The organism is Brasilonema sennae CENA114 (assembly GCF_006968745.1).
In the GTDB taxonomy this organism is placed as follows: Bacteria; Cyanobacteriota; Cyanobacteriia; order Cyanobacteriales; family Nostocaceae; genus Brasilonema; species Brasilonema sennae.
The window spans coordinates 5,551,678-5,578,519 of record NZ_CP030118.1; the positions used below are offsets into that span (position 1 = coordinate 5,551,678).

At 43.0% G+C, this 26,842-nt stretch carries 23 protein-coding genes; 11 read left to right on the forward strand and 12 right to left on the reverse strand.

Going from position 1 to position 26,842, the window contains the following annotated elements; genetic code table 11:
• Positions 1-182 precede the first annotated feature (182 nt).
• The 7 genes from DP114_RS23305 to DP114_RS23335 all read left to right on the forward strand — a co-directional run bounded on the left by DP114_RS23305 (position 183) and on the right by DP114_RS23335 (position 6,011).
• On the forward strand, positions 183-335 hold the full coding sequence (locus DP114_RS23305) for a hypothetical protein (protein WP_169264733.1): 153 nt from the start codon (positions 183-185) through the stop codon (positions 333-335).
• 135 nt (positions 336-470) lie between these two features.
• Complete coding sequence (locus DP114_RS23310; RefSeq protein ID WP_172195269.1) at positions 471-3,983, forward strand: AAA-like domain-containing protein; 3,513 nt, start codon at positions 471-473, stop codon at positions 3,981-3,983.
• Between the two features lie 327 nt (positions 3,984-4,310).
• Positions 4,311-4,529, forward strand: a complete 219-nt coding sequence (locus tag DP114_RS23315; RefSeq protein ID WP_169268947.1) for a hypothetical protein — start codon at positions 4,311-4,313, stop codon at positions 4,527-4,529.
• Positions 4,526-4,810 carry a type II toxin-antitoxin system RelE/ParE family toxin gene (locus DP114_RS23320; protein WP_169268946.1) on the forward strand — a complete coding sequence of 95 codons (285 nt, stop codon included), beginning with the start codon at positions 4,526-4,528 and terminating at the stop codon, positions 4,808-4,810. Before DP114_RS23315 ends, DP114_RS23320 begins: the two co-directional genes overlap by 4 nt.
• A gap of 96 nt (positions 4,811-4,906) precedes the next feature.
• Positions 4,907-5,155 carry a hypothetical protein gene (locus DP114_RS23325; RefSeq protein ID WP_171977248.1) on the forward strand — a complete coding sequence of 83 codons (249 nt, stop codon included), beginning with the start codon at positions 4,907-4,909 and terminating at the stop codon, positions 5,153-5,155.
• The gene (locus DP114_RS23330) at positions 5,133-5,489 is read left to right on the forward strand and encodes a type II toxin-antitoxin system PemK/MazF family toxin (RefSeq protein ID WP_246162696.1); all 357 of its coding nucleotides are present in this window, start codon (positions 5,133-5,135) and stop codon (positions 5,487-5,489) included. The genes DP114_RS23325 and DP114_RS23330 overlap by 23 nt, the downstream gene beginning before the upstream one ends.
• A 159-nt stretch (positions 5,490-5,648) precedes the next feature.
• Positions 5,649-6,011, forward strand: coding sequence for a hypothetical protein (locus DP114_RS23335; RefSeq protein WP_370469276.1), 363 nt, complete (start codon positions 5,649-5,651; stop codon positions 6,009-6,011).
• On the opposite strand, the gene DP114_RS23340 is transcribed toward DP114_RS23335, so the two are convergent.
• The 9 genes from DP114_RS23340 to DP114_RS35815 all read right to left on the reverse strand — a co-directional run bounded on the left by DP114_RS23340 (position 5,945) and on the right by DP114_RS35815 (position 17,796).
• Positions 5,945-6,493: an NUDIX hydrolase gene (locus DP114_RS23340; RefSeq protein WP_171978279.1), complete on the reverse strand. Its 549-nt coding sequence runs from the start codon at positions 6,491-6,493 to the stop codon at positions 5,945-5,947. The genes DP114_RS23335 and DP114_RS23340 overlap by 67 nt on opposite strands.
• 336 nt (positions 6,494-6,829) lie before the next feature.
• Positions 6,830-8,557: a hybrid sensor histidine kinase/response regulator gene (locus DP114_RS23345; RefSeq protein ID WP_171977249.1), complete on the reverse strand. Its 1,728-nt coding sequence runs from the start codon at positions 8,555-8,557 to the stop codon at positions 6,830-6,832.
• 241 nt (positions 8,558-8,798) lie between these two features.
• Positions 8,799-9,272: a response regulator gene (locus DP114_RS23350; RefSeq protein ID WP_171977250.1), complete on the reverse strand. Its 474-nt coding sequence runs from the start codon at positions 9,270-9,272 to the stop codon at positions 8,799-8,801.
• A 67-nt stretch (positions 9,273-9,339) separates the two neighbouring features.
• A complete protein-coding gene (locus DP114_RS23355) occupies positions 9,340-11,625 on the reverse strand; it encodes an ATP-binding protein (RefSeq protein ID WP_171977251.1) in 2,286 nt (761 codons plus the stop codon).
• 1,045 nt (positions 11,626-12,670) lie between these two features.
• A complete protein-coding gene (locus DP114_RS23360; RefSeq protein ID WP_171977252.1) occupies positions 12,671-14,011 on the reverse strand; it encodes a TldD/PmbA family protein in 1,341 nt (446 codons plus the stop codon).
• A gap of 180 nt (positions 14,012-14,191) precedes the next feature.
• Positions 14,192-15,664, reverse strand: coding sequence for a TldD/PmbA family protein (locus DP114_RS23365; RefSeq protein ID WP_171977253.1), 1,473 nt, complete (start codon positions 15,662-15,664; stop codon positions 14,192-14,194).
• Positions 15,665-15,935: 271 nt separating this feature from the next.
• The gene (locus tag DP114_RS23370; RefSeq protein ID WP_171977254.1) at positions 15,936-16,955 is read right to left on the reverse strand and encodes an aldo/keto reductase; all 1,020 of its coding nucleotides are present in this window, start codon (positions 16,953-16,955) and stop codon (positions 15,936-15,938) included.
• A gap of 368 nt (positions 16,956-17,323) precedes the next feature.
• The gene (gene petJ / locus DP114_RS23375; RefSeq protein ID WP_171977255.1) at positions 17,324-17,671 is read right to left on the reverse strand and encodes a cytochrome c6 PetJ; all 348 of its coding nucleotides are present in this window, start codon (positions 17,669-17,671) and stop codon (positions 17,324-17,326) included.
• A complete protein-coding gene (locus DP114_RS35815) occupies positions 17,668-17,796 on the reverse strand; it encodes a hypothetical protein (protein ID WP_256379277.1) in 129 nt (42 codons plus the stop codon). Before DP114_RS35815 ends, petJ begins: the two co-directional genes overlap by 4 nt.
• A gap of 164 nt (positions 17,797-17,960) precedes the next feature.
• Between DP114_RS35815 and DP114_RS23380 the strand changes: the two genes are divergently transcribed.
• The gene (locus tag DP114_RS23380; protein ID WP_171977256.1) at positions 17,961-19,430 is read left to right on the forward strand and encodes a serine aminopeptidase domain-containing protein; all 1,470 of its coding nucleotides are present in this window, start codon (positions 17,961-17,963) and stop codon (positions 19,428-19,430) included.
• Between the two features lie 228 nt (positions 19,431-19,658).
• Here DP114_RS23380 and DP114_RS35275 read toward each other — a convergent pair whose 3' ends face one another.
• A complete protein-coding gene (locus tag DP114_RS35275; RefSeq protein ID WP_171977257.1) occupies positions 19,659-21,296 on the reverse strand; it encodes a chemotaxis protein CheB in 1,638 nt (545 codons plus the stop codon).
• 1,140 nt (positions 21,297-22,436) lie between these two features.
• Here DP114_RS35275 and DP114_RS23390 point away from each other — a divergent pair.
• Genes DP114_RS23390 through DP114_RS23400 form a run of 3 tightly spaced genes read left to right on the forward strand, consistent with a single transcriptional unit; the run spans position 22,437 to position 25,383 of the window.
• Positions 22,437-23,408 (forward strand): glycosyltransferase family 10 domain-containing protein, encoded by a 972-nt coding sequence (locus tag DP114_RS23390; protein WP_171977258.1) that lies wholly within the window; start codon positions 22,437-22,439, stop codon positions 23,406-23,408.
• Positions 23,409-23,441: 33 nt separating this feature from the next.
• A complete protein-coding gene (locus DP114_RS23395; protein WP_171977259.1) occupies positions 23,442-24,440 on the forward strand; it encodes an Npun_R2821/Npun_R2822 family protein in 999 nt (332 codons plus the stop codon).
• A gap of 10 nt (positions 24,441-24,450) precedes the next feature.
• The gene (locus DP114_RS23400) at positions 24,451-25,383 is read left to right on the forward strand and encodes an Npun_R2821/Npun_R2822 family protein (RefSeq protein WP_169266353.1); all 933 of its coding nucleotides are present in this window, start codon (positions 24,451-24,453) and stop codon (positions 25,381-25,383) included.
• A gap of 12 nt (positions 25,384-25,395) precedes the next feature.
• On the opposite strand, the gene DP114_RS23405 is transcribed toward DP114_RS23400, so the two are convergent.
• Both DP114_RS23405 and DP114_RS23410 read right to left on the reverse strand, forming a co-directional pair.
• Positions 25,396-25,644, reverse strand: coding sequence for a hypothetical protein (locus DP114_RS23405; protein WP_172195127.1), 249 nt, complete (start codon positions 25,642-25,644; stop codon positions 25,396-25,398).
• Positions 25,629-26,330, reverse strand: coding sequence for a hypothetical protein (locus DP114_RS23410; protein WP_171977260.1), 702 nt, complete (start codon positions 26,328-26,330; stop codon positions 25,629-25,631). The genes DP114_RS23405 and DP114_RS23410 overlap by 16 nt, the downstream gene beginning before the upstream one ends.
• Positions 26,331-26,842 lie beyond the last annotated feature (512 nt).

Below are 26,842 nucleotides of genomic sequence, written 5' to 3' on the forward strand. Positions count from 1 at the left end.
CTCTGCCTCCTCTAGCGGCAGAGACATCAAATCTGTAAGCGATAAAAGTGCCATTTTTTCCATATAGTCCCCTAAGTGCATAATTTGATGAGTCTGATCCCTATGAAAAAGAAGATATTGTTGGTTAGCTCTTTAAGCTTTTCTCGTTCTCAGAGACTGAGAACAAGGAAAAGAAAATTAATATGCGTGTTGCATTCATGACTTACACCTCACCCTGCCCTGTCGGGCATCCCTCACGCCAGATGCTACAACGGGGGGAACCCCAACGCCAGATGCCTACGGAGGGAAACCCTCCTGCAGCACTGGCTCCGCAACGCACTGGCTCTCCTTATTAAGGAGAGGGAAAGATTTTAGCGCCGATTCAAGCGAGGGTGAGGTTTTTGCTAGAAATCTTCTCCAATTTCTCTAGGATTCTCTTAAGAGAATCAGTATCTAACTAATCTATAAAAAATTTAAAAAAAGACATCCAAATGAATCAACAATTTCACCAATCATATAAATATCAAGTTGGGGGCAGTCTGCCAAATGATGCTCCCACTTATGTGCAGCGACAGGCAGATGTTGACTTCTACACAGCGTTGAAGGCAGGAGAATTCTGCTATGTCCTCAACTCCCGACAAATGGGCAAGTCTAGCCTGAAGATACGAACGATGCGAAGGTTGCAGGCGGAGGGTTTTGCCTGTGTTGATATTGATATTACAAGCATTGGCACTGCGGAACTCACTTCTGAACAATGGTATGCGGGGATAATTAATGCTATTATCAATAGTCTGGAACTCTACGAAAACTTTGATTTAAATACTTGGTGGTCAAATGAAGGTTTGCTGTCTCCAGTGAACCGATTAAGCAAGTTTATTGAAACTGTGTTATTGCAGTTGGTTTCTAAAAATATTGTAATTTTTGTTGATGAAATTGACAGTGTTTTGAGTTTGAAATTTGAAAGAGATGATTTTTTCGCTCTGATTCGAGAATGCTATAACAATCGAGCGACAAAACCAAATTATCAACGACTCACTTTTGCGCTGCTTGGAGTTGCCACTCCCAGTGATTTGATTCAAGATAAACGCCGCACACCTTTTAATATTGGTAGAGCGATTCAACTCACTGGTTTTCAGTTACAGGAAGCTAAACCGTTAGCGGGCGGTTTGGCGGTGAAAACGAATAATCCAAAAACAGCGATGGCAGCAATTTTGGATTGGACAGGAGGGCAACCTTTTCTGACTCAAAAACTTTGCCAGATGATTCTTGATGCTGATACTGCTATTCCAAAGGATAGGGTTGCTGAGTGGGTAGAGGAGTTGGTGCAAACTAGAGTCATTTCTAATTGGGAATCTCAGGATGAACCTGAGCATTTAAAAACGATTCGTGACCGAATTTTACGAGGAGGCGGACAGAGGACAGGTAGGTTGTTGGCAATCTATCAGCAAATTTTGACCTCACCTTATCAAGGAGGGTTTGGGGGAATCAGTGCGGCTGATACTCCAGAACAAATAGACTTACGGTTGTCTGGGCTGGTAGTAGAACAGCAGGGACATTTAAAAGTTTATAACCGCATTTACGAGTCAATTTTTAATTCCAATTGGGTTAATCAAAAGCTAAGAAATCTCCGTCCAGAATTCTATGCTACGGTTTTTGATGCTTGGTTGAATTCTAACCAAGATTCTGCACATTTATTACACGGGCAAGACTTACACGATGCTTTGGCATGGGCTGAAGGTAGAAGTTTAAGCAATCAAGATTATCAATTTATCTCTGCTAGTCTACAGTATGAATTCGCGCAGGCGCAAATTAACCTGAAGCAAGCACAACAAGAAAGGGCGCAGGCATTGATAGAAGCCAAAGTCGCACAAGAAGGCACGGAGTTAGAAAGAGCAGGGGTTGCAGCTTTAAGACAGTTTGAATATCAAGAAATAGAAGCACTACTAGCGGCGATGGATGCCGGACAAAAGTTGAAAGAACTGGTGAAGGATGGACGCCCTTTAGAAAAATATCCTGCTGCTAGTCCCATCCTCGCTTTACAAACAATTGTTGACAATATCCACGAACGGACGCAACTCAAAGGGCATCAGAACAAGGTCATAAGTGCAGGATTTAGCCCGGATGGTCAACGCATTGTCACTGCATCAGTTGACAACACAGCCAAGGTGTGGGATACAAATGGTAAGCAGCTTGCTGACCTCAAAGGGCATCAGAACGAGGTCAGGAGTGCAGGATTTAGCCCGGATGGTCAACGCATTGTCACTGCATCATTTGACGGCACAGCCAAGGTGTGGGATACAAATGGTAACCTGATTGCTGAACTCAAAGGGCATCAGTCCAGGGTCATCAGCGCAGGATTTAGCCCGGATGGTCAACGCATTGTCACTGCATCAGCTGACAAGACAGCTAAGGTGTGGAATTATGGTAGGCTGCTTGCTGAACTCAAAGGGCATCAGTCCTGGGTCATCAGCGCAGGATTTAGCCCGGATGGTCAACGCATTGTCACTGCATCATTTGACGGCACAGCCAAGGTGTGGAATACAAATGGTAAGCTGCTTGCTGACCTTAAAGGGCATCAGGACTCGGTTAACAGTGCAGAATTTAGCCCGGATGGTCAACGCATTGTCACTGCATCACGTGACAAGACAGCCAGGGTGTGGACTACAAATGGTAAAGAGCTTGCTGAACTCATAGGGCATCCGGACACGGTTAACAGTGCAGAATTTAGCCCGGATGGTCAATGGATTGTCACTGCATCATGGGACAAGACAGCCAAGGTGTGGGATACAAATGGTAACCTGGTTGCTAACCTCAAAGGGCATCAGGACACGGTCAACAGTGCAGAATTTAGCCCGGATGGTCAACGCATTGTCACTGCATCATTTGACGGCACAGCCAAGGTGTGGGACACAAATGGTAAAGAGCTTGCTGATCTCAAAGGGCATCAGGACTCGATCATAAGTGCAGGATTTAGCCGGGATGGTCAACGCATTGTCACTGCATCAGCTGACAAGACAGCCAAGGTGTGGTATACAAATGGTAAAGAGCTTGCTGAACTCAAAGGGCATCAGGACTCGATCATCAGTGCAGGATTTAGCCGGGATGGTCAATGGATTGTCACTGCATCACGTGACCGCACAGCCAGGGTGTGGGATACAAATGGTAAGGTGGTTGCTAACCTCAAAGGGCATCAGGACTCGATCATCAGTGCAGGATTTAGCCGGGATGGTCAACGCATTGTCACTGCATCAACTGACAAGACAGCCAAGGTGTGGAATACAAATGGTAAGCTAGTTGCTAACCTCAAAGGGCATCAGGACTCGGTCACCAGTGCAGGATTTAGCCGGGATGGTCAACGCATTGTCACTGCATCTGCTGACAAGACAGTCAAGGTGTGGGATACAAATGGTAACCAGCTTGCTACCCTCAAAGGGCATCAGGACTCGGTCACCAGTGCAGAATTTAGCCCGGATGGTCAACGCATTGTCACTGCATCTGCTGACAAGACAGCCAAGGTGTGGGATACAAATGGTCAGCTGCTTGCTGAACTCAAAGGGCATCAGGACTCGGTCATCAGTGCAGAATTTAGCCCGGATCGTCAACACATTGTCACTGCATCAGTTGACGGCACCGCCAAGGTGTGGGATACAAATGGCAAGTTGCTTGCTGAACTCAAAGGGCATCAGAAAGAGGTTACAAGTGCAGGATTTAGCCGGGATGGTCAACGCATTGTCACTGCATCATTTGACAACACAGCCAAGGTGTGGGATACAAATGGTAAGCTGCTTGCTACCCTCAAAGGGCATCGGAGCTATGTCCATCTTGCAGGATTTAGCCCGGATGGTCAACGCATTGTCACTGCATCATTTGACAACACAGCCAAGGTGTGGCGGGTTGGCGGGTTGGATGATTTGCTGGCGCGGGGTTGCGACTGGCTACAGGATTATTTTGCTTCCGATCCAGAGGCGCGGGAGAGGTTGTGGGTGTGTCGGGTGAAGAAATAGGAGGAGGGGGAAGGGGGAAGGGAGCAGGGAGAAGGGAGCAGGGAGCAGGGAGCAGGGAGCAGGGAGCAGGGAGCACAGGAATCATTTTTGGCGATCGCAGGGGTTTGGGATTGCAACGCTTGTCTTCGTTCCACTCGCAATGACATATCGTAACTAACTAGCTGGACATGATATTACCAAAGGCGATCGCTTGCAAAGGTAGCCCCCGAAGGGCGATCGCGTGGAGCAATCATTTTTGGCGTTAAGCGTAGCTCTGCCGTAGGCAATCGCTCCTTGTGCAGTGAGTGACTCTGTTAAATTAGACTTATTCCCCAATTCATTACGAGTATGATAGAAAAAACATCTACATTGCAAAAAGTCATTGAAGCAGTAGAAGCATTAGATATAGATGCTCAAATTTTGCTGATAGATATTATTACCAAGCGCCTCAATCAACAGAGACGAAATGAGTTGTTAAAGGAAGTTGCACAAGCACAACATGATTATGAACAGGGAAACGTGCGGCGAGGTTCTGTTGAAGATTTGATGGGGGAGTTAGAAGATTGAAAATTTTAGTTTGGAGTTCTGCATTTGTTCGTGCGTTTAAACGTTTAGTACGTCAAAATCCACAATTACGTTCTCAAGTAGAGGAAACACTACAAAAACTATCTGAAGATCCTTTTTCTCCCAGTTTACACAGTCACAAACTTAAAGGTGATTTAGATGGTATATGGTCGTGTTCTATTGACTATAGCAATCGTATTTTATTTCAGTTTGTTAATAACTCAGATTCAGGAGAAGAAGAAATTTTGTTGTTAACTTTGGGTTCTCATGATGATGTGTACTGAACCCAAAGCGCACGTACCCCTATGGGGCATCGCATTCGCTGTGGTTCACTTAACGCGCCATGACGAGCGTGCTAGCATCTAAGAAAAATATTAGTTATGACCAAAGCAGAAGTCTTGGCAGCCCTGAAAAACATGACGACTGAAGAACGTTTGGAAGTCATTGAAATCGCATCAAAGTTAATTCGTCAAGAAATCACTACAAAATCGAAAGTTCCTCTTCAAAAAGAACTGAGTTTAGCTGAAGCGGCTGTTGTCATGCGTTCTTTTTACGAACAAGGAAGTGAGTTAGTGATTTTCGCTGATCGGGATACAGAAGACTTCTATGAATATGAAGATTATGCGTAGAGGTCAAATTTGGCTTTTTAATTCTGACCCCACTGTTGGAGACGAAATTGGCAAAACCCGCCCCGCAATTATTGTTAACAATGATGAAATTGGCACATTACGGCTGAAAGTTGTTGTACCAATTACTGGATGGAATGATGCTTTTACTGGAGTCTTGTGGATGGTTCGATTAGAACCTAATGCTGAAAATGGTTTAAGTAAGCCTTCTGCTGCGGATACATTTCAAGTACGTTCCATCTCGCAGCAAAGATTAGTTCGTCAACTAGGAATTGTGTCAGATGAGCAAATGCAAAATATCAGCAAAGCCTTAGCGATTGTCTTATGCATTAATTAGTTTACTTGTCAATATATTCAGGCGATGCCCCAGAGAAGCAGGTGCTTTGCATTAATGCCTAAAAGACAGGCTAGGCGTAATTGAAATTGCATTTGGGATTGGGTTGAGATATGACTATAAACAAGAGCGATCGCTATTATAAAGACGAAAACTACGACAATGTTACTCCCACCAAAATTACAAAACTTGCTCCATAGTCTCCCAATTGAAGGTGCAGTTCGCATCGAATTAGTTGAGGGAATTCCTATCTTTCGAGCTTCTAGTACTGTACAAAATCGCATTGAAGAACTCTTGACAAAACAACAAAGTTCTCCACTGACTTCGGATGAAGAACACGAACTCGACCTTTACGAAGAAATTGACGATTACTTAAGTTTTATTAATCGGACTGTTCGTAATGCTTTCTTGACACAGGCGATTAGCTGGTGTTTAGTGGATGAAAATAACCCTCAAAATCAATCTAGAAAATTTAGCCCCAAGGAAATCGCCGCAACAGTTCCAGAAACAGAAATTTCACCTTGAATGATTTTCTCTCTAACTGATTCTACTGGAATCAGAACAACTTCTATTTCTTCTGTAATATCTAACTTTTTTTCTCCGGACTTTATCACATTTTCTGCTAAAAATAAATGTATATTATTTGTATCTTTACTAGGGTTATCATATAGTGTTGCTATTTTTGTGACTTTTTGTGCAATATAGCCAGTTTCCTCTTGCATTTCTCTGATGGCTGCGGCTTCAGCACTTTCTTGTGTTGGGTTGAATAAGCCAGCAGGGAGTTCTAACAAAAATTCACCCACTGCATGCCTATATTGCCGCACAAAAACAATTTCTTTGGTACTAGTGATAGGTAAAATTAGAGTAATTTCTGGTCTGACATTGACGAAATAATCATCTATAATTTGACCATTAGGCAATTCTATTTCATCTTGCCTGACTTTGCACCAGTAATTATCCAAAACCATTTTGGAGTGTAAAAGCTTCCATTTTTTTAAGTTTGTCATATAAATAGAGTGGATACCATAATTTATAAAAAGATCATATAGCAATCCTAAATGATTCAAGGTGGGCACTGTCCACAACGTCAAAATAAGGGTTTGAGCGAACGCTAAACAGTGCCCAACGCCCTTCGGGTTCGCCAGTCGCCTACGGAGGGAAACCCTCCTGCAGCGCTGGTCTCACCAGATGCTCCAAGCCGGGAAACCCGGACGCCAGACGCCTACGGAGGGAGACCCTCTCCGAAGTTGCCACAACGCGGGGAACCCGCGCAAGGCACTTCTCTCTGCAGCGCTGGCTCTCCAACGCACTGGCTCCCCTACAAAAATTGCTCTGTTCACTGTTCACTGTTCACTGTTCCCTCCCTTTGTACAATTCTTCGGTAAACTGACAGTTACTTTTGTTCCTTGCCCTTGTTGGCTTTCTACTCTAATTTCGCCGCCATGCAACTCGATGCAAGCTTTGACAATAGCTAATCCTAAGCCGGTTCCGGGAATTGCGCCAACGTTACTTCCTCGACTGAATGATTCAAACAAGTGTTGTTGATCCTCAATAGGTATGCCAATTCCTTGATCTTTGACATCAAAAATGGCGTGTGAATCATTCCCCATGAGGTGAACTTCAATATTGCCACCATCTGGCGAGTACTTGATCGCGTTCGACAGTAAGTTAACCAGAATTGCCCGCAAAAGTTTTTGATCGCCCCAAAAACCCCTAGTGTTACCTGTGATTTTGAACGTTAATTGATGGCGATCATCGCTAATGATCTGTCGCTGTTCTTCAATGATGTCTGAGCAAAATTGCAGCAGTTCAAATGGATATGGCGTAAACCTTGCTTTGCCGAATTCAAATGTGGAAATCATCAGCAAGTCGTCTACCAGTTTAGTCATTTGTCTTGCCTTATCTTCAATCAATTGCAAGAACTGCTGGTGTTTAGTCTGATGCAGCTGATTGCTATGTTGCAAGAGTGTTGACGCAGCCAGAAGGATGGAGGCTAAGGGATTTCGATATTCGTGAGAAACTGTAGCGACAAATTGGGATTTAAAGGCATTGAGTTGCTTTTCGTTCTCTAGAGCCACCAAAGCCTGGGTTAGCTGTTGGGCTTGTTGAATGGCGATCGCCAAATCTCCAGCCAATTGATTGAAAATCTCTACTTCATCCGTCTGCCATTGTCGTACTTTAGAATCTTGACAAGCAACTAATAATCCCCAAACTCTGGCAGATAATTCGTCTTGCTCTTTCACTAAAATGGGAACGAGCAAATATGCCTGAGTCGCCTTTTTCCGATTGTGCGAAACGATGATTGACGCTTCACCTTGCGCTTTTGTGGTTGCTTTTCCTATTTCCCAAAGATTGGATTGGTTATTTTTGAGAAGCAAAGCGGTAAATTGCTGAATGGGTTCTGCGGATAAGCTACTTACCCCAGCCTCACAAAGCTTTGTCAGATAGGGCTTTGCGGATTCCGTTATTTCGTGAGTGTCTGAATTTGGGCTAACCTGGTATATTGTCACACTGTCGCATAACAGCAGTTGTTGCACTTGTGTGACAGTCGTCTGCAAGATTTGCTCCAGGTTTAGTGACTGACGAATCCGCAGGGCGATACGTGTAGCGTCTAGCCTTGGGCTTATCACCGCTGCTGTTAATTGCTGAGGTTGGTGTCTTTTACTGAGCTGGTTTTGCTGCTGTGAGTGTTGAATCACATTGCGAACAGTCATTTGCAGGACATCTGGTTCTATATCTTTCTTCACCAGGTAATCCTGAGCACCCCGCTTCATCGCTTGTACAGCAACGCGTTCATCACCTTGTCCAGTTAACATAATCACAGGGAGCGGGGAATCTAATCGTTGCAGCTTGAGTTCATCCAAAAACTCTAGCCCGCTCATATCAGGAAGGCAAAAGTCGAGCAGAATCGCATCGCAATGTTTTTTCTGGCAAAGCGCAAGCCCTGACTCTGCCGAGGATGCTTCTAAAATCTGGTAGGAATGGTGAGGATCGCTTAAAAGATATTCACGATAAACTTCTCGATCCTCCATACAGTCATCGGTGATTAGGAGTGTCCAGACGTCTGACATAAGAGGAAAACAAAGCAATCTCTTTGCCTGGTGTGAAAGCCACAAGTTTTCAATTATAAAGAAAATCTAAAACAAAGAGTGGAAAATTTTCTTTTAATAGTCCTAATCATATCAAATCCTCTCAACGAGAAACGTGAAATTTCTTGTTTATAAAGGCTTAGGGGTTTTGCTAACTAGCGCTCTTAATCTCTAGCAATATATGAAGAAACACCATTCCCTGTTAAGCGTTAAGCGTTAAGCGTTAAGCGTGTTTCTTCGCACGTGCCGATTTTGAAGTTGGTGGTGTGTTGACTTGCAACCAGTAGTTCACAAATGCCTGAACTGTTTTCTCCAGTTCACTAGAGTCTATTGGTTTGATGAGATAGCCATTTGCCCCTTTTTCATAACAGAATTCAACATCTCTCGGGTTTGAGGATGTCGTAAACACAATAATTGGGATTTCCTTAAAATTCTGGTCTTGCTTAAGTTGCTCTAGCACATCGCGACCATCGGTGCCTGGTAAATTTAAGTCGAGCAGGATGACGGAGGGACGTGGTGCAACATCTAGATTATCATAGTCGCCTTCTTTATAAAGGAAATCTAAAACTTTATCTCCGTTTGTACACCGGTATATCGGATTTTGAACATCCATTTGCTCCATGAGCACTTGCAGCACCTCAAAATCCTCATCACTATCTTCAGCGATTAGTAAAGGGCAGCACTGCTTTGTCATCATTCGTGTCATTAAAACTTGATGTTATTTTTGTTTACATAAATTAACAAAAATTATAAAAGAGAAATGATCACAAAATAAAATAAAATGTAGATCCCATACCTACGGTAGACTCCACCCAAATTTGTCCACCGTGACGCTCGATAATCTTTTTGGTAATTGTCAATCCTGCCCCTGTACCGCCACCATACAGATTTTGCTCGTGCAGCCGTTTAAACAATCGGAAGATGGTTTCGAGATGTCGTGCTCGAATACCAATGCCGTTATCCTGTACGTAGAAAGTGATTCGGGAGTCAGAGAGTGAGGGAGTGGGAGAGTGAGGGAAAATTCTCCCTCTTTCGTGTTGTTCCCAATCGCGTGTTCCTTCTTTGTCCAAATAACCAATCGAAATCCATTGTTCTGGTTTATCGTTATACTTAAAGGCGTTGCTGAGCAGGTTCATGAACACTTCGTTGATCAGGACAGGATCACACACAACCGTAGGCAACAGTCGGGGAATGCGAATATCAGGTTGAATGTCTTGATGGCTGACGCCTAAATCCTCAAGCACTTGGTTGACTAATTGGTTAAGATCTGTAGGTACAAGATGGAGTTCCGCTTGTCCGAGTCGCGAGAACTTGAGCAGAACATCGATCAGCGACTCCATGCGACGAGTCAGACGGATTAAGGTTTGTAAGCGGTTTTTACCCACCTCATCCAGCACCGACTCATAACCTTTCAACAACAGCATCGAGTAATTATGAATACCTCGCAAGGGTTCCTTGAGATCATGAGAGGCAGCATAGCTAAAAGAATCTAGCTCCTGGTTGGTGCGCTCTAATTCCTGGTTAATTCGGGCTAACTCATCTGCTTTATTAAGAACAATACCAACGATCGCACTCCTAAGATCCAGCGCCTGATCCAATTCACACGCTTTCCAGGGTAAGGAAGTTAATCGAACGGTTTCTTGCCATTTTTCAAACGATTGGCGGGGAGATAAAGTTATACTGCCATCTTCCTTAACCGTTATAGATGCATTCGGATCACCTGCCCAGTTTACTGTTTGCAGAACTTCCGGGCGAAACCAGAGGATGTAATACCGTCGGACTTTAGAAATTTGCAGCAGCACTAAGCCACTGGCAACATCTTTGAACACAACAGCTTCTGGATAAAGCTTTGGGAGCGAATCGGTATGAAACAGGGCATCCTTGACTTGAGTATCTGCCCATTGAATCAGAACGCTAACCTGCTCAATCGTTGGCGTTACTCCAACCAGCGTAATTTCATCTTCCAAACAGATAGCAGCTCCTGTGGCATTTACTAAATCTAAAAGTCGAGGGGCGGGATTGACAAGAGCTTCTTTAAGATTATCGACTTGAGAAATAGATTCAACAAACTCCGATTGCAAGGATCTAAGTTTGATAATGTAGTCGAGTTCTTCAGAATTGACTTTCTTGGCTAATTCCAACGACACAAATTCCCCCAACAACTCGCAGGCTTCGCGGGTTTCGTAAGAAAGATACTTGGGTGTTTGATGATGACAAGAAATTAATCCCCAAAGCTTTTGATTGTGAATCAACGCGATAACTAAAATAGCTGCTACGCCCATGTTTTGATGATATTCAACGCAGCAGGAATCAACGCCCCGAAGAATTGCAAGGCTAAGATCAACGGGTTGTTGCATCAACGGATGAGAAGCCGCTACTAACGAAATCGACTGTGCTGTTAAATCAGGAATAAATCGCAGCAAACCGCGTGCATATAACGCCCGAACTTGCTCTGGAATATCTGTCGCAGGATAGTGCAACCCCAGATAGGAGGGTAAGTCATCCCGCTTTGCCTCCGCCATCACAGTACCTGCTTCGTGTTGGTCAAATTGATAGACCATGACTCGGTCAAATTCAGTGATTCTACGAATTTCTTGAGTTAACAAGTGAAGAAATTCGTGACTGGTCGATACTTGTCGTAGTTTGGCGATCGTCCTTCGGACGCACCCCACAGGGGTGAACGCTCTTCGCACGAAAGCAGGTACACTAAATAAACCTAACGGTAATGTTGGTTCTAACTCAAGGATGATGAAATTCTCTGTTCGATGAACTAAACCGTTAAAAGAACGCTCACTTACCAAGATGGATTCTTGAAGTTTTATGGGACTAGCACTGTCAATTAAGTGCAAACTCTGTCTAATTGCATCAACAACTTGGACATCAAGCAGCGTACTTAAGGATTGATTAAGCAAATCTTCAGAAATGCCAAACTGCTCCTGGATATTAGCGCTCACGCAAACAACTGTAAGCTCAGGCTCACTGAGCACCAAAAGAATACCATGAGGCTGAATTGAACCAGAAAAATGAATGGGTTCAAGATAATGATTCATAAAACCTCGCGGTAATGGGTAGTAGTGATTTTAGACGCGCTCTTAGCTTGACTGATCAATCAAAGCATTAAGCAAATCTAAAAAAAGTATTAAATTATTTTACAAAAAGATCGAGACAGAGCAATCCGGATGAAACAATATAAATAAAATATAAAATTTTTCGCACAGGGGTACAGGGCAATGTTTGTCAACTCTTCAATGCTGTATTTGACTTGGTCTGTAATTGAGAATACCTCAAGCACCGAGCTGCTTAACCTTACAGATACAGCGTTAATCAGGCTGCTCCTAAAACAAATTGCCGCAAAAATGCTGCTGACTGGCGAGGAAGTCTGTGCATTATATGATTATATTGGCTCTAGAACTCCACTAATCCGTGATATTGCTGACTCCCGTCTTGTCTCAAACACGTATCCAATATAGGGGAACGCTTAACAGTGAACAGTGAACAGTGAACAGAGTCAGCGATTTCTTGACTCCCCTTAACTTGATAACCCTTCGGGTATCTCCTGCAAAGACGCTACTTTGTAAGTCCCAAAGGGACACGCTTACGCGTATCTCCTGCACAGACGCTCTTGCAACGCTCGATTCGTGCGCTTGCGCTTACGCAGTCGCCTAGGTCGGGAGACCCTCCTGCATAGCGCTGGCTCACTGATAACTGATAACTGATAACTGTTTTAAGAAGGGGGATTTAGTTTCGCGAATTATGTTGCTAGCGCTCTTAACCCCTAGTTGGAGGCTCATATCTTGCAGATATTTGTAGAAAACCGTACAACCTAAAAAGATGCAAGGGAAAGTTAGATAATTTTTCTTAGGTTTTGTCCCTAAATAAAGAACTTTTGATTTAATACTGAGTGACTAAATACCATCAATTTTTCTGGGTGCAAGATTTGAGACTTGCCACTTCTAACTTCCAACTTTTGATTTGTGTTTAAATGAGAATTCGTTGGATTCCACAAATACGAAACCCAACGTACAATTGTTCTTAACTGAACAGTATTAGGATCAAGCTATATTTAAGCAACAATCCTAAAACTCTTGCGATATCTTAGTCTCCAGTAATCGAGAGTTCATCAACCCAGATTTTGGGACATACACCTCCAGGAGTCAACTCTGGTTCTTTTTCGATAAAAGTAATTGATTTGAGGACTTCGAGAAAATCTCCAGCAACTGTTGCAGACTCAATGCTTGTCTTAACACCTTTGTTGACAAGCCAGCCATCAAATGGTAGAGAAAAGGAACCTTGTAAAGCTTTCACACCTGCGTGCAGAGCTTGTAGCTCATCAATAAAAACGACATTTTCTGCTGTTTCCAAACTCAATTCCACCTCACCAGGTGCGGCTGCAAAAACATGATAGAAATTCGGACTGACAGAGACTTTTGCACCAATATTAGCGTTACCTGTCGGCTGAGCGTTCATCCTTTTTGCAGTACCTGCACTGTGGAGAAAGCCTGTTAAAACGCCATTTTCAATTAACGAAACTTTGCGGGTGGGAGTTCCTTCACCATCAAAAGTTTCTGCACCGATGTTTGCTGGATGTAATGCGTCATCGTACACTGAAAGCAGCGGAACAGCAATTTCCTTTCCTAAATCATCAGGGGTAGATAAACTTTGCTTGTCCAGAATACTTTGAGCATTAAACAAGTTAGAAAAAGCACCCAATAAACTCAAGAAAGCATCTGGAGAGAAAACAACTCGATATTTCCCAGTCTTGATTTTTTCATAATTCAAGTGGCTGATAGTTTTCTCTGCAGTTTCTTTGATGCAACCATTGATATCTAGATGATCTAAACCTTTGCTAATTCTAAAAGCGCCACCACTGCGAGGTTTCTTTCCATCTTCCTCAGTTTTGCTATAAAGAAAAATCGACGATGTTGAGCCAGATTCAGTTCTCATCGCACCATCGCTGTTGAGATAAAATCTGTCAAAATCTCTTTGCGACAAACTATTATAAGGGACTCCAATGATCGCAGAATGAGCGGCGAGGACTTCTTTTTCAGCAGCTAACAAACTTTCTATCAGATCAGAAACAGGTGCTTGGGGTGCTTTGTCGTGTGATGAATTATCCAGGGGAACCGTAGACTCTGGGCTAAAATCAGGGACGTTTTCTTTTACACCAAAAAAACTTGCTTCGTAAGCTGTTTTTAAAGCTAATTCAAGTCCTTTGGGATCTACATCGGTTGTGCTTGTGACACCCATCGTGTTGTCTTCATTCCAAACACGAACGGTGACACCAGAAAGATTAGAAGCTTTTACTTGTTTCGGCTCACCTTGATCCACTTGCACACTTGTTCCATCTGCTGTTGAGCCATAGATATCGAATTTTTTGATGCCAAGTTTACCAGCACTTTCCTTGGCATAATTTGCAATTTCACTGATGTTTGGCATAGTTCGTCAATTTTAAATTCACGTGTTTTCTCACTCTCTCGCTCTCTCGCTTCCAGGTTCTACCTGGGAGTGTATTACAGGAGGCTCTGCCTCCTGGTATCGTGTGGCGGAGCCACATACAAGGGCATTCCCAGGTAGAACCTGGGAACGAGTTAAACGAGTTAAGGGGGTGGGAACGAATTAGCGTCCACCTACGGTAATCGAATCAACCTTGATGTGTGGTTGTCCTACTGTTGTGTAAATACTGCCACTAACAGAACCACAAAAACCAGGAGCAAGGGATAAATCTTGAGAACACATGGAAATTTTATTCATAATTTCCTTCGCTTCACCAATCAAGATAGCTCCTTTGAGTGGCTTGGTGATTTTGCCATTTTCAATCAAATAAGCTTCATCTACACCAAAGTTAAATTGCCCTGTAGCACCAACGCTACCACCGCCCATCTTCTTACAGTAAATACCTTTATCTATAGAAGCAAATAAATCATCAGTGCTATATTCGCCAGGAGCAATGTAGGTGTTACGCATCCGGCTAGCAGCAGCATAACCAAAACTCTGGCGGCGTCCACTACCTGTTCTGGGGTGTCCAGTGCGTACTGAACCTGTTCTATCTGCCAAGAAGTTCTTTAAAACGCCTTTTTCAATTAATAGCGTTCTTTGAACTGGCATACCTTCGTCGTCCATATCAATTGTGCCGAAGGCGTTTTCGGTTCGTCCTTCATCCCAAGCTGTCAAAGCTTCGTGGGCAATTTTTTCACCTTTTTTGTCAGCAAAGGGAGTGGTTTTGCGTTCAATTTGAGTGGTTTCCAACAGGTGTCCGCAGGCTTCGTGGAAGATAACCCCACCGAAGTGATTTGCCATGATGATGGGGTAAGTGCCTGATTCTACATAATCAGCGTAGAGCATTTTGCCTGCTGATTCTGCGATTTGCTCTGCCGCTTGTTTATGATCCCAAGCTTTCAGGAAATTGGGATCACTAGTGTTACCACCACGTTCGGCGAGGGAAGCGCGATTAGCACCGTCAGCACATAACAGCATAAGTGCGACCGACTGAGTGAGGCGAATATCGCGAGCAAAGGTACCATCACTAGCGGCGACTAGCACTTCTTGCCAATCACGGAAATAGGTGGCGCGGCGCGATTGTACATGACTTGCTTTTTGCTGTAGTTGGGTAGTACTTTCAAGGAGAACATCTCCCATGTCCCGCATGGAAGTGCACAGAGGTAGCCAGCTATCTTTACCTCTTTTGCTAGCATAATCTCGCAATAGTTCCAGATTTATTTCTGGGATGAAAGCATTAGGAGCAGGAAGTTGCAATCCTAGAATAGAAAGACCTTTTTCCAAAGCTGCTTTCAAACCAGAAAAGGAAAGGTCGTTCGTGCTAACGTAGCAGTCAGCTTTGCCACGAAATACTCTGACTCCTGCACCCGTAGAAAGACGCGGTGTAATGCTGGTGATGGCGTCTTCCTCTGCTAAGCAGCTAATATAGTTGACACGTTCTAAAAAGAATTCAATAAAATCAGCACCAGCAGCACGTCCCAGTCCCAAAAGCGTAGACAGGGGTGCTTCCCAAGATTCATCAAATCGCTCTGGTGTGAAGGAGTATTGTAAGGTTGGGAGTTGTTTGGACAGAAGTAGAGTACTTGTAAGCATCAGTAGCCTCAAAAAGCTGGCGTTACCAGAGAATTAACTGAACAGTCCTTTGTGTGTTCAGTCTAACAAATCAATGGAAGTCGCAGTCGGGATCAAGGTGGTAGAGGTTTCCCCACCTTGGGAACGAGTCAACAAATTAGGGGTGTAGGGGGATAGGGGTGTAGGGGAAAGACAGTAATTCACGGTTACTTTTCTCCTCATGTACACTGCTATACTGTTCGGACGTTCGGCGAAGTCTCAGTCAAGCTGTCGAAGCCTTACAAGAAAATCCTCAGCGCCGATATTCATCCCCGCAGTCACCAATTAACTTATACAAATCCCGTGATTTGCTAGATACAGCATTTATTTGATTGAAATCCTCAGCATCCAGTGTGAAGTTAAAAACTCTGGTATTGTCTTGTATATGTTCAGATGCGCCAAGCCTTGCACCCACAATCACACCTGCAACAGTTGGCTGCTCCAAAATATAACGCACTGCCACATTGGAGATACTGACATTGTATTTGTCAGCTATTTCTTTTAGGGTAGAAAGTAATTCTTGAAAAAGTCTCCAACCACCCCAACCATCTATCATATTTTTGTATTTTCTCAAGCTGGCAGTGGTTAAGTCAAACCCTCGTGGTTCCGGTTTACCTAAGTACTTTTCAGATAACAAACCACCGCAAACTGTGCCATATGTGAAAAGTTTTATGTCGTGCTGTTGACAAAACGGAATCATATTCACTTCTGGACGACGATCAACCAGAGAAAATTGCACTTGATTAGATACTATTTTGATGCCAGCATCTGTAATAATTTGCAAATGTTCCGTATCAAAATTAGTCAAAGCTAAATGTTTAATTTTTCCCTCTGTTTGCAGTTCTGCCATATATTTGAGGGCATCTAGATAATTTTTATCCCGGTATTCCCACCAGTGAAATTGCATCAAATCTAAAGATTCAACGTCCATCCTTCTCAATGAAACATTGATGTTTTCTTCAACCAATTCTCTGGTCATCTTGGTAGGACGAGGTACCCATTTCGTAAAGGCTTGAATATTGGATAAAGCTTCTTTACCACGAGTTGCAATCAATTGACGGCGAAACTCACCAATAAAATCTTCTGCTGGTCCATAATGGTCTGCTAAATCCCATGTTGTAAAGCCTGCATCCACATATTTGAACATACTTTGAATAGCGGCTTTTGGATCAATGCGTCCATGCGCACCAGAGACTTGCCACATTCCATTTAAAACCCGACAAATGTTTAAATCAGGTGTAAATTGTAAACGACTTGAGGTGGGTAGATTCATCACAAATTACGGCAGAATTCCTTTCATACATTAAGCATGGCAGGGAAAGGTGCCGTCCTCCAACTATTGAACGACAATTGAACAACAAAAATTTTGGTCTTGCTTGAGAGTATAATCGATAGCTGAGTGCCCTGGCTGTTTCATGTTGGCAAATGCACCATCTCGCGTACATTTCCTCGCACACCGCCCTACACTTTTACCCCCTTATACCCTCCCATAACGAAGGATCTCGTTGCGTAAGTCCTGATTATAATACCAATTCTCTGTAAACTTGCACTTAATATTTACTCTTTTATTCTTGGCGTTCTTGGCGTCTTGGCGGTTAGTTTAATAAACATTAAGTGCATCTTCATAGAGAATTGGTATAACTAACGCCAGCCTTTTTCAGCTTGCTTTAACACATAAGCGGATAAATCTTGTATTTCTTGTTTGCTAAGGCGATCTTCGTAGGCTGGCATATTATTTTTACCATTAGTAACAATGGAGGAAATTGCCTCAATGGAATCCATATGATATTTTTTTAGTGCTTTTAATTTTAAATTCTTGCCTCGTCTAACAATGTTGCTACCGTTAATATGACAACCAGCACATTGAACACTAAATATTTTTTCGGCGTTCACTGTATCTGTAGCTAATGCTGTAGGAATGAAGTTCAGATTTAAGACAATGAATGTCAGTAAGAGAATGATGATTAGCTTTTTCAATTTGATACTCATTTCAATATCACAGAAAGTTGGATTTTTGGGTTAACAATTTCTATTTTCAAACAAGCTTTGGCGATCGCCCGTAAGCGCAAAGCGCACGCAATCATGCGCTCTTCCGTAAGGCGTGCCGTAGGCATACAAAGCAGTGTGTCCGTAAGGACTCAGGGCAGACGCAATCATGCGTATCGCCAAACAATTGATTTCTACAAGCTACATAGCTAAATCTCCTTTGCTGGGTAGAATTTTGATGCTGTATCTGTTGATTATCATCCTATATAGTGTCAGGAAAATCACGACTTAGATGAATCGCAATGCTGTATTATTGGCTGTCGCCGCACTATTGCTGATTGCCTTTTCTTGGTGGGGTGTCATTACAGCGCAAACTGGGTTACTGGTGCGTCACCTTAACCGTGAAGGAGTGCCTATGCTATACGTTGCACCACGTAACGCCGAGAAGATACCAGGTGTCCTTGTAGCGCACGGTTATGCAGGTTCTAAGCAGTTGATGTTGGGTTACGGCCACGTTTTAGCACACGCAGGTTACGCCGTGATGCTGTGGGATTTCAACAGTCATGGGGCTAACGCCAAACCACTGGAACGTGGTTCACTTCAGCAAAATCTAGATGTTGCTTATGCAGCAATCTTGGAACAGCCAGAGGTTGATTCGTCGCGTTTAGCAATGCTCGGTCATTCTATGGGGAGTGGTGCAGTCATGTCAGCCGGTATTCAGAATGTAAACCGTTTTGCTGCTACTGTTGCCGTTTCGCCCACGGGTGCGGCGGTAACGCCCAAAGCGCCGCGTAATCTCCAGTTGCAAGCAGGTTCTTGGGAAGGAGGTTTTGTTGGGAATGCACAGCGGTTATTGAAGGCGGCGGGAGGAGAAAATGAAAATTTGGCTGCTGGAAGAGGACGCGAACTTGTCGTCATTCCCAACGCTGAACACATCACTATTTTGTTTAGGAATGCTAGCCACCAAGCTGCCAAAAACTGGCTTGATGCCACTTTTGGAGTGCAACGTAATAGTGACTACGTTGATCGTCGGATGATTTGGTATTTCTTGCACTTGTTAGCGTGGCTGGCTTTACTTGGCGCAGTTGCTTCTATGAAAGAGGATACGGGCAAATTCTCCGCATCTTCTAAAACGTCACTACGTTTTTTCTCTGGTTTGAGAAGCTGGGGAGGTTTACTAATAGCACCGTTTGTAGCAAGTGGTGTACTGGTGTTACTGAGTCGTAGTGGCGATATTAACAGTTTGGGTGGCTTGCTGGTAGGCGGTGCAGTAAGTATTTGGTTCGGCGTAGCGGGTTTGGTTTGGTTGGCTGTCATGTTTCGCTTACCACGTCCTACACTACGAACTATTGGTTTAGGCATAGCACTATTTGTAGTCTTGTGGATTGCCTTTGGTGCAATGGCACAGGTGGTGTGGCTACAGTGGTGGCTTATTCCGGCGCGTTTAAAGTTATTTCCCCTGATATCACTCGCTTGTTTTCCTTGGTTTTTGGCATCTGGAGTCGCACAACAAGACGTTGGAGTTGGAAAACGAATTTTGTGGTGGCTAGGGCAAAGTGTGATTTTGATAGGGGGCTTTATTTTGGTGCTTTACTTATTGCCTGAACTTAGTTTTATTTCTCTTTTGCTACCATTATTTCCTTTGATTATAGGGATTTTTTCCTATGCCAGCAGCTTGTATAAAGAAATTTGGAGTTATGCCCTTGGCAGTGCTTTATTGTTTGGCTGGATACTAGCTGCTGCCTTTCCTTTAGCTAGCTAGAAAATCATACTTACTAACTACCGCATCAAAAAGATTTTTGATGTTTTGGAGAGGGCAGACGACATTGAAGACAACAAACTTGCCATCCTGGAATGGATGTATGTTCCGCTACTAATTCATTCCGAGCGACAACTTAAACTTCTTTACCAAGAACTTTCCAAAGACCGTTTTGTCTGGAAGATGCAGTAAATTTCAGACAACTTTTGCTACCGATTCTTCACGCTTTGCTCATTCGGTTGCTTCAGACGTCACTAGGTTTATAAGCCTTGAAGCAATCTCGTTGACTGGGAGGACGAAATCTACAGTCCCGGTGGAAATGGCAGCGTCGGGCATATCGAAAAACTCGCTAGTACTATCATCAGAGGTAATAACCTTACCGCCCATCTGATGAATCGCCTGCACTCCCAAAGCGCCATCATTACCTGTACCACTGAGGATTACGGCTATTGCCCGCTGTTTGAAACTAGCTGCCACTGACTCCAACAGCAAGTCGGCAGAAGGGCGGGCAAAATCCACGAATACGGCTTGCGAAAGGCAAATAGTACCGTTTGTAGTAACTAGCAGGTGTTCGTTTTGGGGAGCAAAGTAGATAATGGACGGTCGTAATGGCTCTCCTTCTTGTGCAAGCTTGAGAGGCAAAGTCATAGAACCGCTCAGGGCGGATGCCATTGAGCTGGAGTTGGATTGGGTGTCCAAGTGCTGTACCACGATGATGGCTGCCGGAAAGTTCAGTGGTAAGGCAACTAGGATCTGGCTTAAGGCGCTTATCCCACCGTCACCTACTGCCAGCACCACCACTTTGTCAGCAGTTAGTTCTTGTTGTGTCTCGTTATTCGGTACTTCGTTATTTGCGGTTCCAGTAGCTGTAGCAGGCAATTGGTTCATGAACAGTGCTTGCCGGATGACGTCAGAGCGTTGTTGCGCCTCAATAGCCTGCGCTTCAAAAAGCTTTGCTGACTTGATGCGCGTCCTAGAGCGTGCATTAGTAGCCATCTTAAACATCAGCTCCGCTCGCTCTTCTAAAGAACCAATTGCCGCCCACAACGCCTCCTCTTGGACCTGAGCCTGAGCCGCCTGCAAACTAGCCTGTGAGAAGGCGTGGCCCACGCGACACCGGAACTGGAGAAAATTTCTTTCCTGCAATTGGAACAGGCTACCGCCGCAGTCTGGACAGCGAAAGCCCGCACTTATCCCAAGCGGTCCGTTGTTCCGTAAAGCCACCCCATCGAGTTCCACAATGTCGGGTTCCATTTCCAGTTCGCCCTCGTTAGACATATTCAAAGCTCCTTGTGTTGCTATTGGTTCATAAGTTAGCTGTACTAAAAGGGGAGCGATTGACACCACTGGCAGGATATAGTCAACGTCTACGTGTTCGATGGCGCTGTTGGGCATCCCGGAAAACAGGGCATCATCGGGGTTCTGAACGACTGCCACACCGCCAAGTTTTTTCACGTCTATAAGCCCCGCTGTCCCGTCGTCAAGCGTGCCCGACAACACCACACCAACCACTCGGCTTTTGTACGCCTTTGCTGCTGTGCGAAACAGGGGATCGACCGCCGGACGACAGTGATTTTCATTAGGACCCTGCACCACGCGGATGTAGCCGCGTTTAACTAGCAAGTGGTAGTCCGGCGGTGCTACGTAGATCCGTCCATGCTCTATAGCCTCACCGTCTTTTGCATGAGTCGCGCTCAAGGAACCACAACGGCTCAAGAGATCCGGCAACAAGCTTTTAAATTGCGGTGAAACGTGAACGACGATGAAGATTGCAGCGCTTAGATCTTTTGGCAAAGGGGCGACCAGCGTCTTCAGCGCTTCCACGCCGCCTGCTGAAGCTCCAATAACAATAATGTCGTGACCGAGCATTTATTTTTCCTTATACAATAGTATCGGAAGCGCGAATAGTACCGGAATACCCATCCCATTACTGGGACTGAATGAAAGCTCCATGAATCCGGTAAAAATCCACTCAAGTATCTTTGTCGCTGGATTTGCGCAATTTAAAGAGGCACTTTGGAGCAAGCACTGTTTTCCTCATTTGCAAAGAAACTGACTCTGTAGTACCACTAGCAGAATTTATCTCGCTGCTTCCACTAAAATAACCACTACTGTTGCATCTAACTTCTAGCTAAAGAATTGATCAATATTAAGTTTTAAAGTATACTTAAATACAAATTTTCCGAGCCAATAACTTGAATTTAGCGATCGCTGCAATTGTTCTGTGGAATAAACATTGGTCATGTTTTAGCATACGCGCCAAAATCAGCAGATGGAATATGGCTCGATGTCGCAGTCCGCGAGATTATTGAGGAAATTGCAAGCTTTGAGGTTGAACGAGCTATACAAACTGGTGTTTACAATAAGTATCCAGTTGTAACCCACATTCCGCATCTTGAACTTCGATGCGATACGCGGAGCGTCAAGCCTCCGGCTTATCGCCTGATTTCATTAGGACTTACGCATGAAAACCAGAGATCAAAGGTTTGGGCAAGGGTATAGGGGTTCAAACCCTTATACCCCTACACCCTTACCCCCTTACACCCTCCCATAACTACTCTATTAGGACTTACGCAAAAACCCTTTTAAACCCTCTTACTTTTGTGTTCTTTGTGTCCTACCCTGCGGGAAGCCCTTCGGGTATCTCCTGCACCAGACGCTACGCGTATCTCCTACGGAGACGCTGCGCGTTCGCTCTTAGCGTGCGCTTGCGCTTACGCCCAAGCCGTGTGGGCTTTGCGCTTACGCAGTCGCCTAGGTCGGGAAAGCGTCATTCGCGCTGTCTCACCGCTCCGCGTCTATGTGGTTTATTTTTTCATTATTTTGCGTAAGTCATGTCTATAAAAGCAAAGCCTTGATTGAACACTGTTTGAATGCTGAATTAGAGAGTGTGGAGTACACTTAGTAAGTATTGGCATCATTTTTCCGTTCTGCTACGAGTGGCTGAATCAAATTGATACGTTTCCCCTGTGCGTCTCCTTATTCTCTTGAACCACAAATTAATGAAAAATGAGCATCAAAACAGTCGGCATGATCAGCAGCTATCCTGGTTTAGATCAAAAACCAGATTGGCTATGGCAACAAACTCCTCATCCCTTTGGTGTTTGGGGTGATATTCAAATCCATTCTACAGCCCCCAAATCAGATTTCTTATTAATGTATAACTACACGTCTTTTCCTGAACCACCGCAAAAGCAGTTGTGGTTTTGGAAGAATGCAAAGGCACAACTTGAATACGAAAAGGCACAGCAAACGCTACAAAATAAACTTATAAACATTCCTAAAGAGCGAGTCATTTATCTGTTGCGAGAACCACCTTTAGACGAAGTTATTGAATTGAATAAAAAATTTTATCAACAGGCTCAAGCGCACTGCGGTTATATTTCTGGACCAGATGATTTTGCCCCCACGCCGAATTATATGCCTGCTATTTGGTATTATTCTAACTCATTTCGTGAGTTGAATGATATGCCACCGCCAGAAAAAACTAAACCATGTAGTTGGGTGACATCTGGTATTAGTCGTACAGTTAATCATCGCCAGCGCTTGGAATTTTTAAAACTGCTGCGAAACAGCGAATTGAAGTTTGATTTATATGGTCGTGGCTTACCAGAATGGGCACAAGGAGGCGGAGAATTGAGCAACAAATGGTATGGTATGGCTCCATACTATTATAACTTGGCAATTGAAAATTATGCTGACAATAATTGGTATGTGAGTGAGAAGCTATGGGATGCTTTGCTTGCTTGGTGTTTACCAATTTATTATGGGGGAACTGCCGCAGATAAATTATTACCTCCTGGTAGTTTTTTGAGATTACCAAGTTTGGATGAAAAAGGACTTCTTTACATTCAAGAAGTGACAGCAACAACTGATGCGTGGTATGCAGCCAAGAGTGCGATCGCCGAAGCCAGACAAATTATTTTACATAAGTTAAATTTGTTAAATTGGCTCTCGGATTACGTTACAAATTGTTCATGATGACGGTAATTATGGAAATATGTGGAGACTTGGATGACTGAAGGTATTTACGTACTCGCTAACGATATCGTCTTTGACCAGTTAGTAGCTTTCTTAAATAGTATTGAAGCAAATGCCGGCAAACCTTATCCAGTTTGTATCATTCCTTATGATAAAACTATTGAACAAGTAAAAGACGAAATCAAAAACAGAAACAATGTAGAAATATTTGCAGATACAGCAGCTATTGCACGTTGGGAAGATTTCGCCACTAAAATCTGGCAAACTCATCCTAGTGCTTTCCAAACTTGGCAACAAAACGGCATCTCGGGAGTTTATCGCCTAGGAATGCATCGTCGTTTTTGTGGCTTCGATGGTCCGTTTAATAAATTTATTTATTTCGATGCTGATATTCTAGTCCTAAATTCTTTAGATTATATTTTTCAGCAGTTAAATCAGAATGACTTCGTTGTTTATGATTTCCAATATAAAGATCCTACTCATGTCTACAATGTTAAGTCGAATAACTTATTAAATGTTTTCCCGCTTGCTCGCATAGATTCTGAAATTTTTTGCGCGGGTATGTATGGAAGTAAAAAGGATATTTTTAATCAATCTCAACGTAATAAGATTATATCACAACTCAAACAAGATGAAGCAGAAATTTTATATATGAATGCTCCCGACCAAACTATTCTCAACTACATGGTCATGAAGTCAGGCATATCTAGCTATAATTTCGCCCATCATCTCCCGGAAAATGAAAGAACCGGTTGTTGCGTAACTTCTCCCCATTTTGAAGCCATAAATAATATCTTGTATGACAAAGGTCATCCGTTAACTTATATTCACTATATCGGTTTATCGTCTCAGTTGTTTAGCCGCATTTGTTCTGGAGAAAATATTGATTTTCCTTACCGGGAAATTTTCTTGCATTATCGCTATCTACATGAACCAGACAAGCGACCAAAATTCAACAGTAAGCCGAAAGCTTACAATGCACCGCCAAGTTTAGCTACACGTATTTTCCGAAAGTTAGGATTAGCAGGTTGAGGATTATTCAATGAACCGTGGAATTTATATTATTGCTAATGATAAGGTGACTGACCATGCGATCGCACTACTCAACAGCATCCGTTTGCATGATAAAGAAACACCAATTGTCATGATTCCTTATGATGATAATTATCACAATATTGCAGATACACTGGGTACATATTATGGAGTAGAAATATATGAAGATTTAGAGTTTATTGATAGATTGTCAATAAAATTACATGAAGTTTTTGGAAACAAGTTTTTTGCTCGTCCTAATCAATTTCGCAAGCAAGCTTGTTGGTTTGGAGCTTTTGATGAGTTTTTGTACATAGATACAGATATAGTTGTCTTTGAAAAAATTATTGATAATCTGAATTATCTGAATAAATACAATTTTATTTGTTGTGATTATCAACACGCCGGTGGTATTACGAATGTCTTTACACCAAAAATTTTAGAAGAAAAAGTCTTTACTGAAGATGAAGTCAAAGATATTTTCAATGGTGGTTTTTGGGGTTCTAAGAAAAATCTTATCTCGGAACAGGATTTGTATGAAACTTTCGCCGAGTGCGCCGCACATCCAGAATATTTCGATTTTTCCCAAAAAACTTCCGACCAACCTATTATCAATTATATGCTCTTGAAGCGAATTCCTTCTCGCTTTAACATTGTCCGCAGAGAGGGTAAAGCACCAGGAAATTGGGGAGGAAGTCACCATTTTCAAACTCAGGGAAATATACTGATTGATCCTTTAGTGAATCAACCTCTACAATATCTCCACTGGGCTGGTATTCGGATTGAACCTGGTTGTCCTTATTGGGAGATTTGGGAATATTATCGCAATCTTAATCTTGCACTTCCACCCGCTGTTTTCCCAGAAAAACCAAAGAAAAGTCAGTGGGAGAAAACATTGGAGAATTTGAAGAATCAATTCAGAAAAATAAAATCTAATTTGTAAAAGTTAAGGAATCTACCTAACATATTGCTTTGACCAAGAAAGGGGTGTAAGGGTGTAAGGGTGTAGGCGAGCCACTGCCGCCAGTACTTGATGAGGGTCTCCCGACCTAGGTATCTGGTGAGACCAGCGCTGCAGGAGGGTTTCCCTCCGTAGGCGACTGGCGAACCCGAAGGGCGTGAAAAAGGTGTTTGTTTCATTCGTAGCGGGTGGTGCGCCGCCAGTGCGCCTGCTCTTAAGAGTTTGCCTCAATTGATCTGACATGAATCTTTGATAGTGTTAATTATTTGTAAAGCAGTATCGAAATCGGGGATGGCATAGTACAAGCGGCGTTCACTCTGCAACTTTGAAAGAAGTGCAAAAGCTTCGTAGTCACAAGCGAAAATTTTAAACTCGTACTGGATTTCTTGACTAGCTGCATTTACGAAAATTGGTTGCCAATGATATCCATTTTCGGTAAGCCAGTTAGTGTATCTGCTGGATAATGGCAATTGTTCCAGTTTTCCCCATTTGATTAAAATTGCTGTTTCAATTTGTTCTTGATGTATTTTTACTCGGGCTAAATGAGTTTTCAAGGCAATAAACTGACAAACAGCTTCGATATTAACTTCCTTTAAATCATTTGAAATTTTTTGAATGAACTTCGACTGAGCCTTAATGTTCTTCGACTGAGCAATAACTTCCTTTGACTGAGCAATAACTTCATCCGACTGAGCCTTAACTTCCTTCGACTGAGCCTTAACTTCCTTTGACTGAGCCTTAACTTCCTTCGACTGAGCCTTAACTTCCTTCGACTGAGCCTTAATTTCCTTCGACTGAGCCTTAATTTCCTTCGACTGAGCCTTAATTTCCTTCGACTGAGCCTTAATTTCCTTCGACTGAGCAATAATTTCCTTCGATTGAGCAATAATTTCATGAACAATACCTTTTTCTAAAGGCGCTATTTTCATAGTTCACTTCCGTATAGTCAAATATAGATAGGCTCATATTTTGCACTTGCAAATCTGAATGTCAAATTCATGACTACGTTCAAGTGGAATTAACTGACGTAAGGGCAAAGTGTGCCGTCAATATACGTATAATTTTTAGGTAACAATAATTACTCTGTCACTCCGACAAAAAACGTCCTTATTTTAATATCAACTTAAACCAATTAATACCTTATTCTAAAAGCATTGGGATATTATTTAGTCATAATAAAATACCACTATCTCCATCTCTATTTACTAGTATTAATTCATATAATTGATATTAAGTATACGAATCTTTAGTTAACCAAATACTGTATTTCAAATGTTTTCAGCAAAAGCTTTACAAAACATTACAAATTGTTCAATTTTATCATGTGTTTTAGCATACCCCTTGAATTCGCCAACAGTCTCCCAACGGTCTGCTAATACCGTTTCACTTTAAAGTTAGAACATAGCGGGTAAGTGGGGGAGTTGGGGAAGTTGGGGGAGTA

Coding starts and splice junctions, on each gene's coding strand:
- DP114_RS23305 (WP_169264733.1), top strand. CDS start 183: ATGCGTGTTGCATTCATGACTTACACCTCACCCTGCCCTGTCGGGCAT.
- DP114_RS23310 (WP_172195269.1), top strand. CDS start 471: ATGAATCAACAATTTCACCAATCATATAAATATCAAGTTGGGGGCAGT.
- DP114_RS23315 (WP_169268947.1), top strand. CDS start 4,311: ATGATAGAAAAAACATCTACATTGCAAAAAGTCATTGAAGCAGTAGAA.
- DP114_RS23325 (WP_171977248.1), top strand. CDS start 4,907: ATGACCAAAGCAGAAGTCTTGGCAGCCCTGAAAAACATGACGACTGAA.
- DP114_RS23330 (WP_246162696.1), top strand. CDS start 5,133: ATGAATATGAAGATTATGCGTAGAGGTCAAATTTGGCTTTTTAATTCT.
- DP114_RS23335 (WP_370469276.1), top strand. CDS start 5,649: ATGTTACTCCCACCAAAATTACAAAACTTGCTCCATAGTCTCCCAATT.
- DP114_RS23340 (WP_171978279.1), bottom strand. CDS start 6,493: ATGACAAACTTAAAAAAATGGAAGCTTTTACACTCCAAAATGGTTTTG.
- DP114_RS23345 (WP_171977249.1), bottom strand. CDS start 8,557: ATGTCAGACGTCTGGACACTCCTAATCACCGATGACTGTATGGAGGAT.
- DP114_RS23350 (WP_171977250.1), bottom strand. CDS start 9,272: ATGATGACAAAGCAGTGCTGCCCTTTACTAATCGCTGAAGATAGTGAT.
- DP114_RS23355 (WP_171977251.1), bottom strand. CDS start 11,625: ATGAATCATTATCTTGAACCCATTCATTTTTCTGGTTCAATTCAGCCT.
- DP114_RS23360 (WP_171977252.1), bottom strand. CDS start 14,011: ATGCCAAACATCAGTGAAATTGCAAATTATGCCAAGGAAAGTGCTGGT.
- DP114_RS23365 (WP_171977253.1), bottom strand. CDS start 15,664: ATGCTTACAAGTACTCTACTTCTGTCCAAACAACTCCCAACCTTACAA.
- DP114_RS23370 (WP_171977254.1), bottom strand. CDS start 16,955: ATGAATCTACCCACCTCAAGTCGTTTACAATTTACACCTGATTTAAAC.
- petJ (WP_171977255.1), bottom strand. CDS start 17,671: ATGAGTATCAAATTGAAAAAGCTAATCATCATTCTCTTACTGACATTC.
- DP114_RS35815 (WP_256379277.1), bottom strand. CDS start 17,796: ATGCCTACGGCACGCCTTACGGAAGAGCGCATGATTGCGTGCGCTTTG.
- DP114_RS23380 (WP_171977256.1), top strand. CDS start 17,961: ATGAATCGCAATGCTGTATTATTGGCTGTCGCCGCACTATTGCTGATT.
- DP114_RS35275 (WP_171977257.1), bottom strand. CDS start 21,296: ATGCTCGGTCACGACATTATTGTTATTGGAGCTTCAGCAGGCGGCGTG.
- DP114_RS23390 (WP_171977258.1), top strand. CDS start 22,437: ATGAGCATCAAAACAGTCGGCATGATCAGCAGCTATCCTGGTTTAGAT.
- DP114_RS23395 (WP_171977259.1), top strand. CDS start 23,442: ATGACTGAAGGTATTTACGTACTCGCTAACGATATCGTCTTTGACCAG.
- DP114_RS23400 (WP_169266353.1), top strand. CDS start 24,451: ATGAACCGTGGAATTTATATTATTGCTAATGATAAGGTGACTGACCAT.
- DP114_RS23405 (WP_172195127.1), bottom strand. CDS start 25,644: ATGTCAGATCAATTGAGGCAAACTCTTAAGAGCAGGCGCACTGGCGGC.
- DP114_RS23410 (WP_171977260.1), bottom strand. CDS start 26,330: ATGAAAATAGCGCCTTTAGAAAAAGGTATTGTTCATGAAATTATTGCT.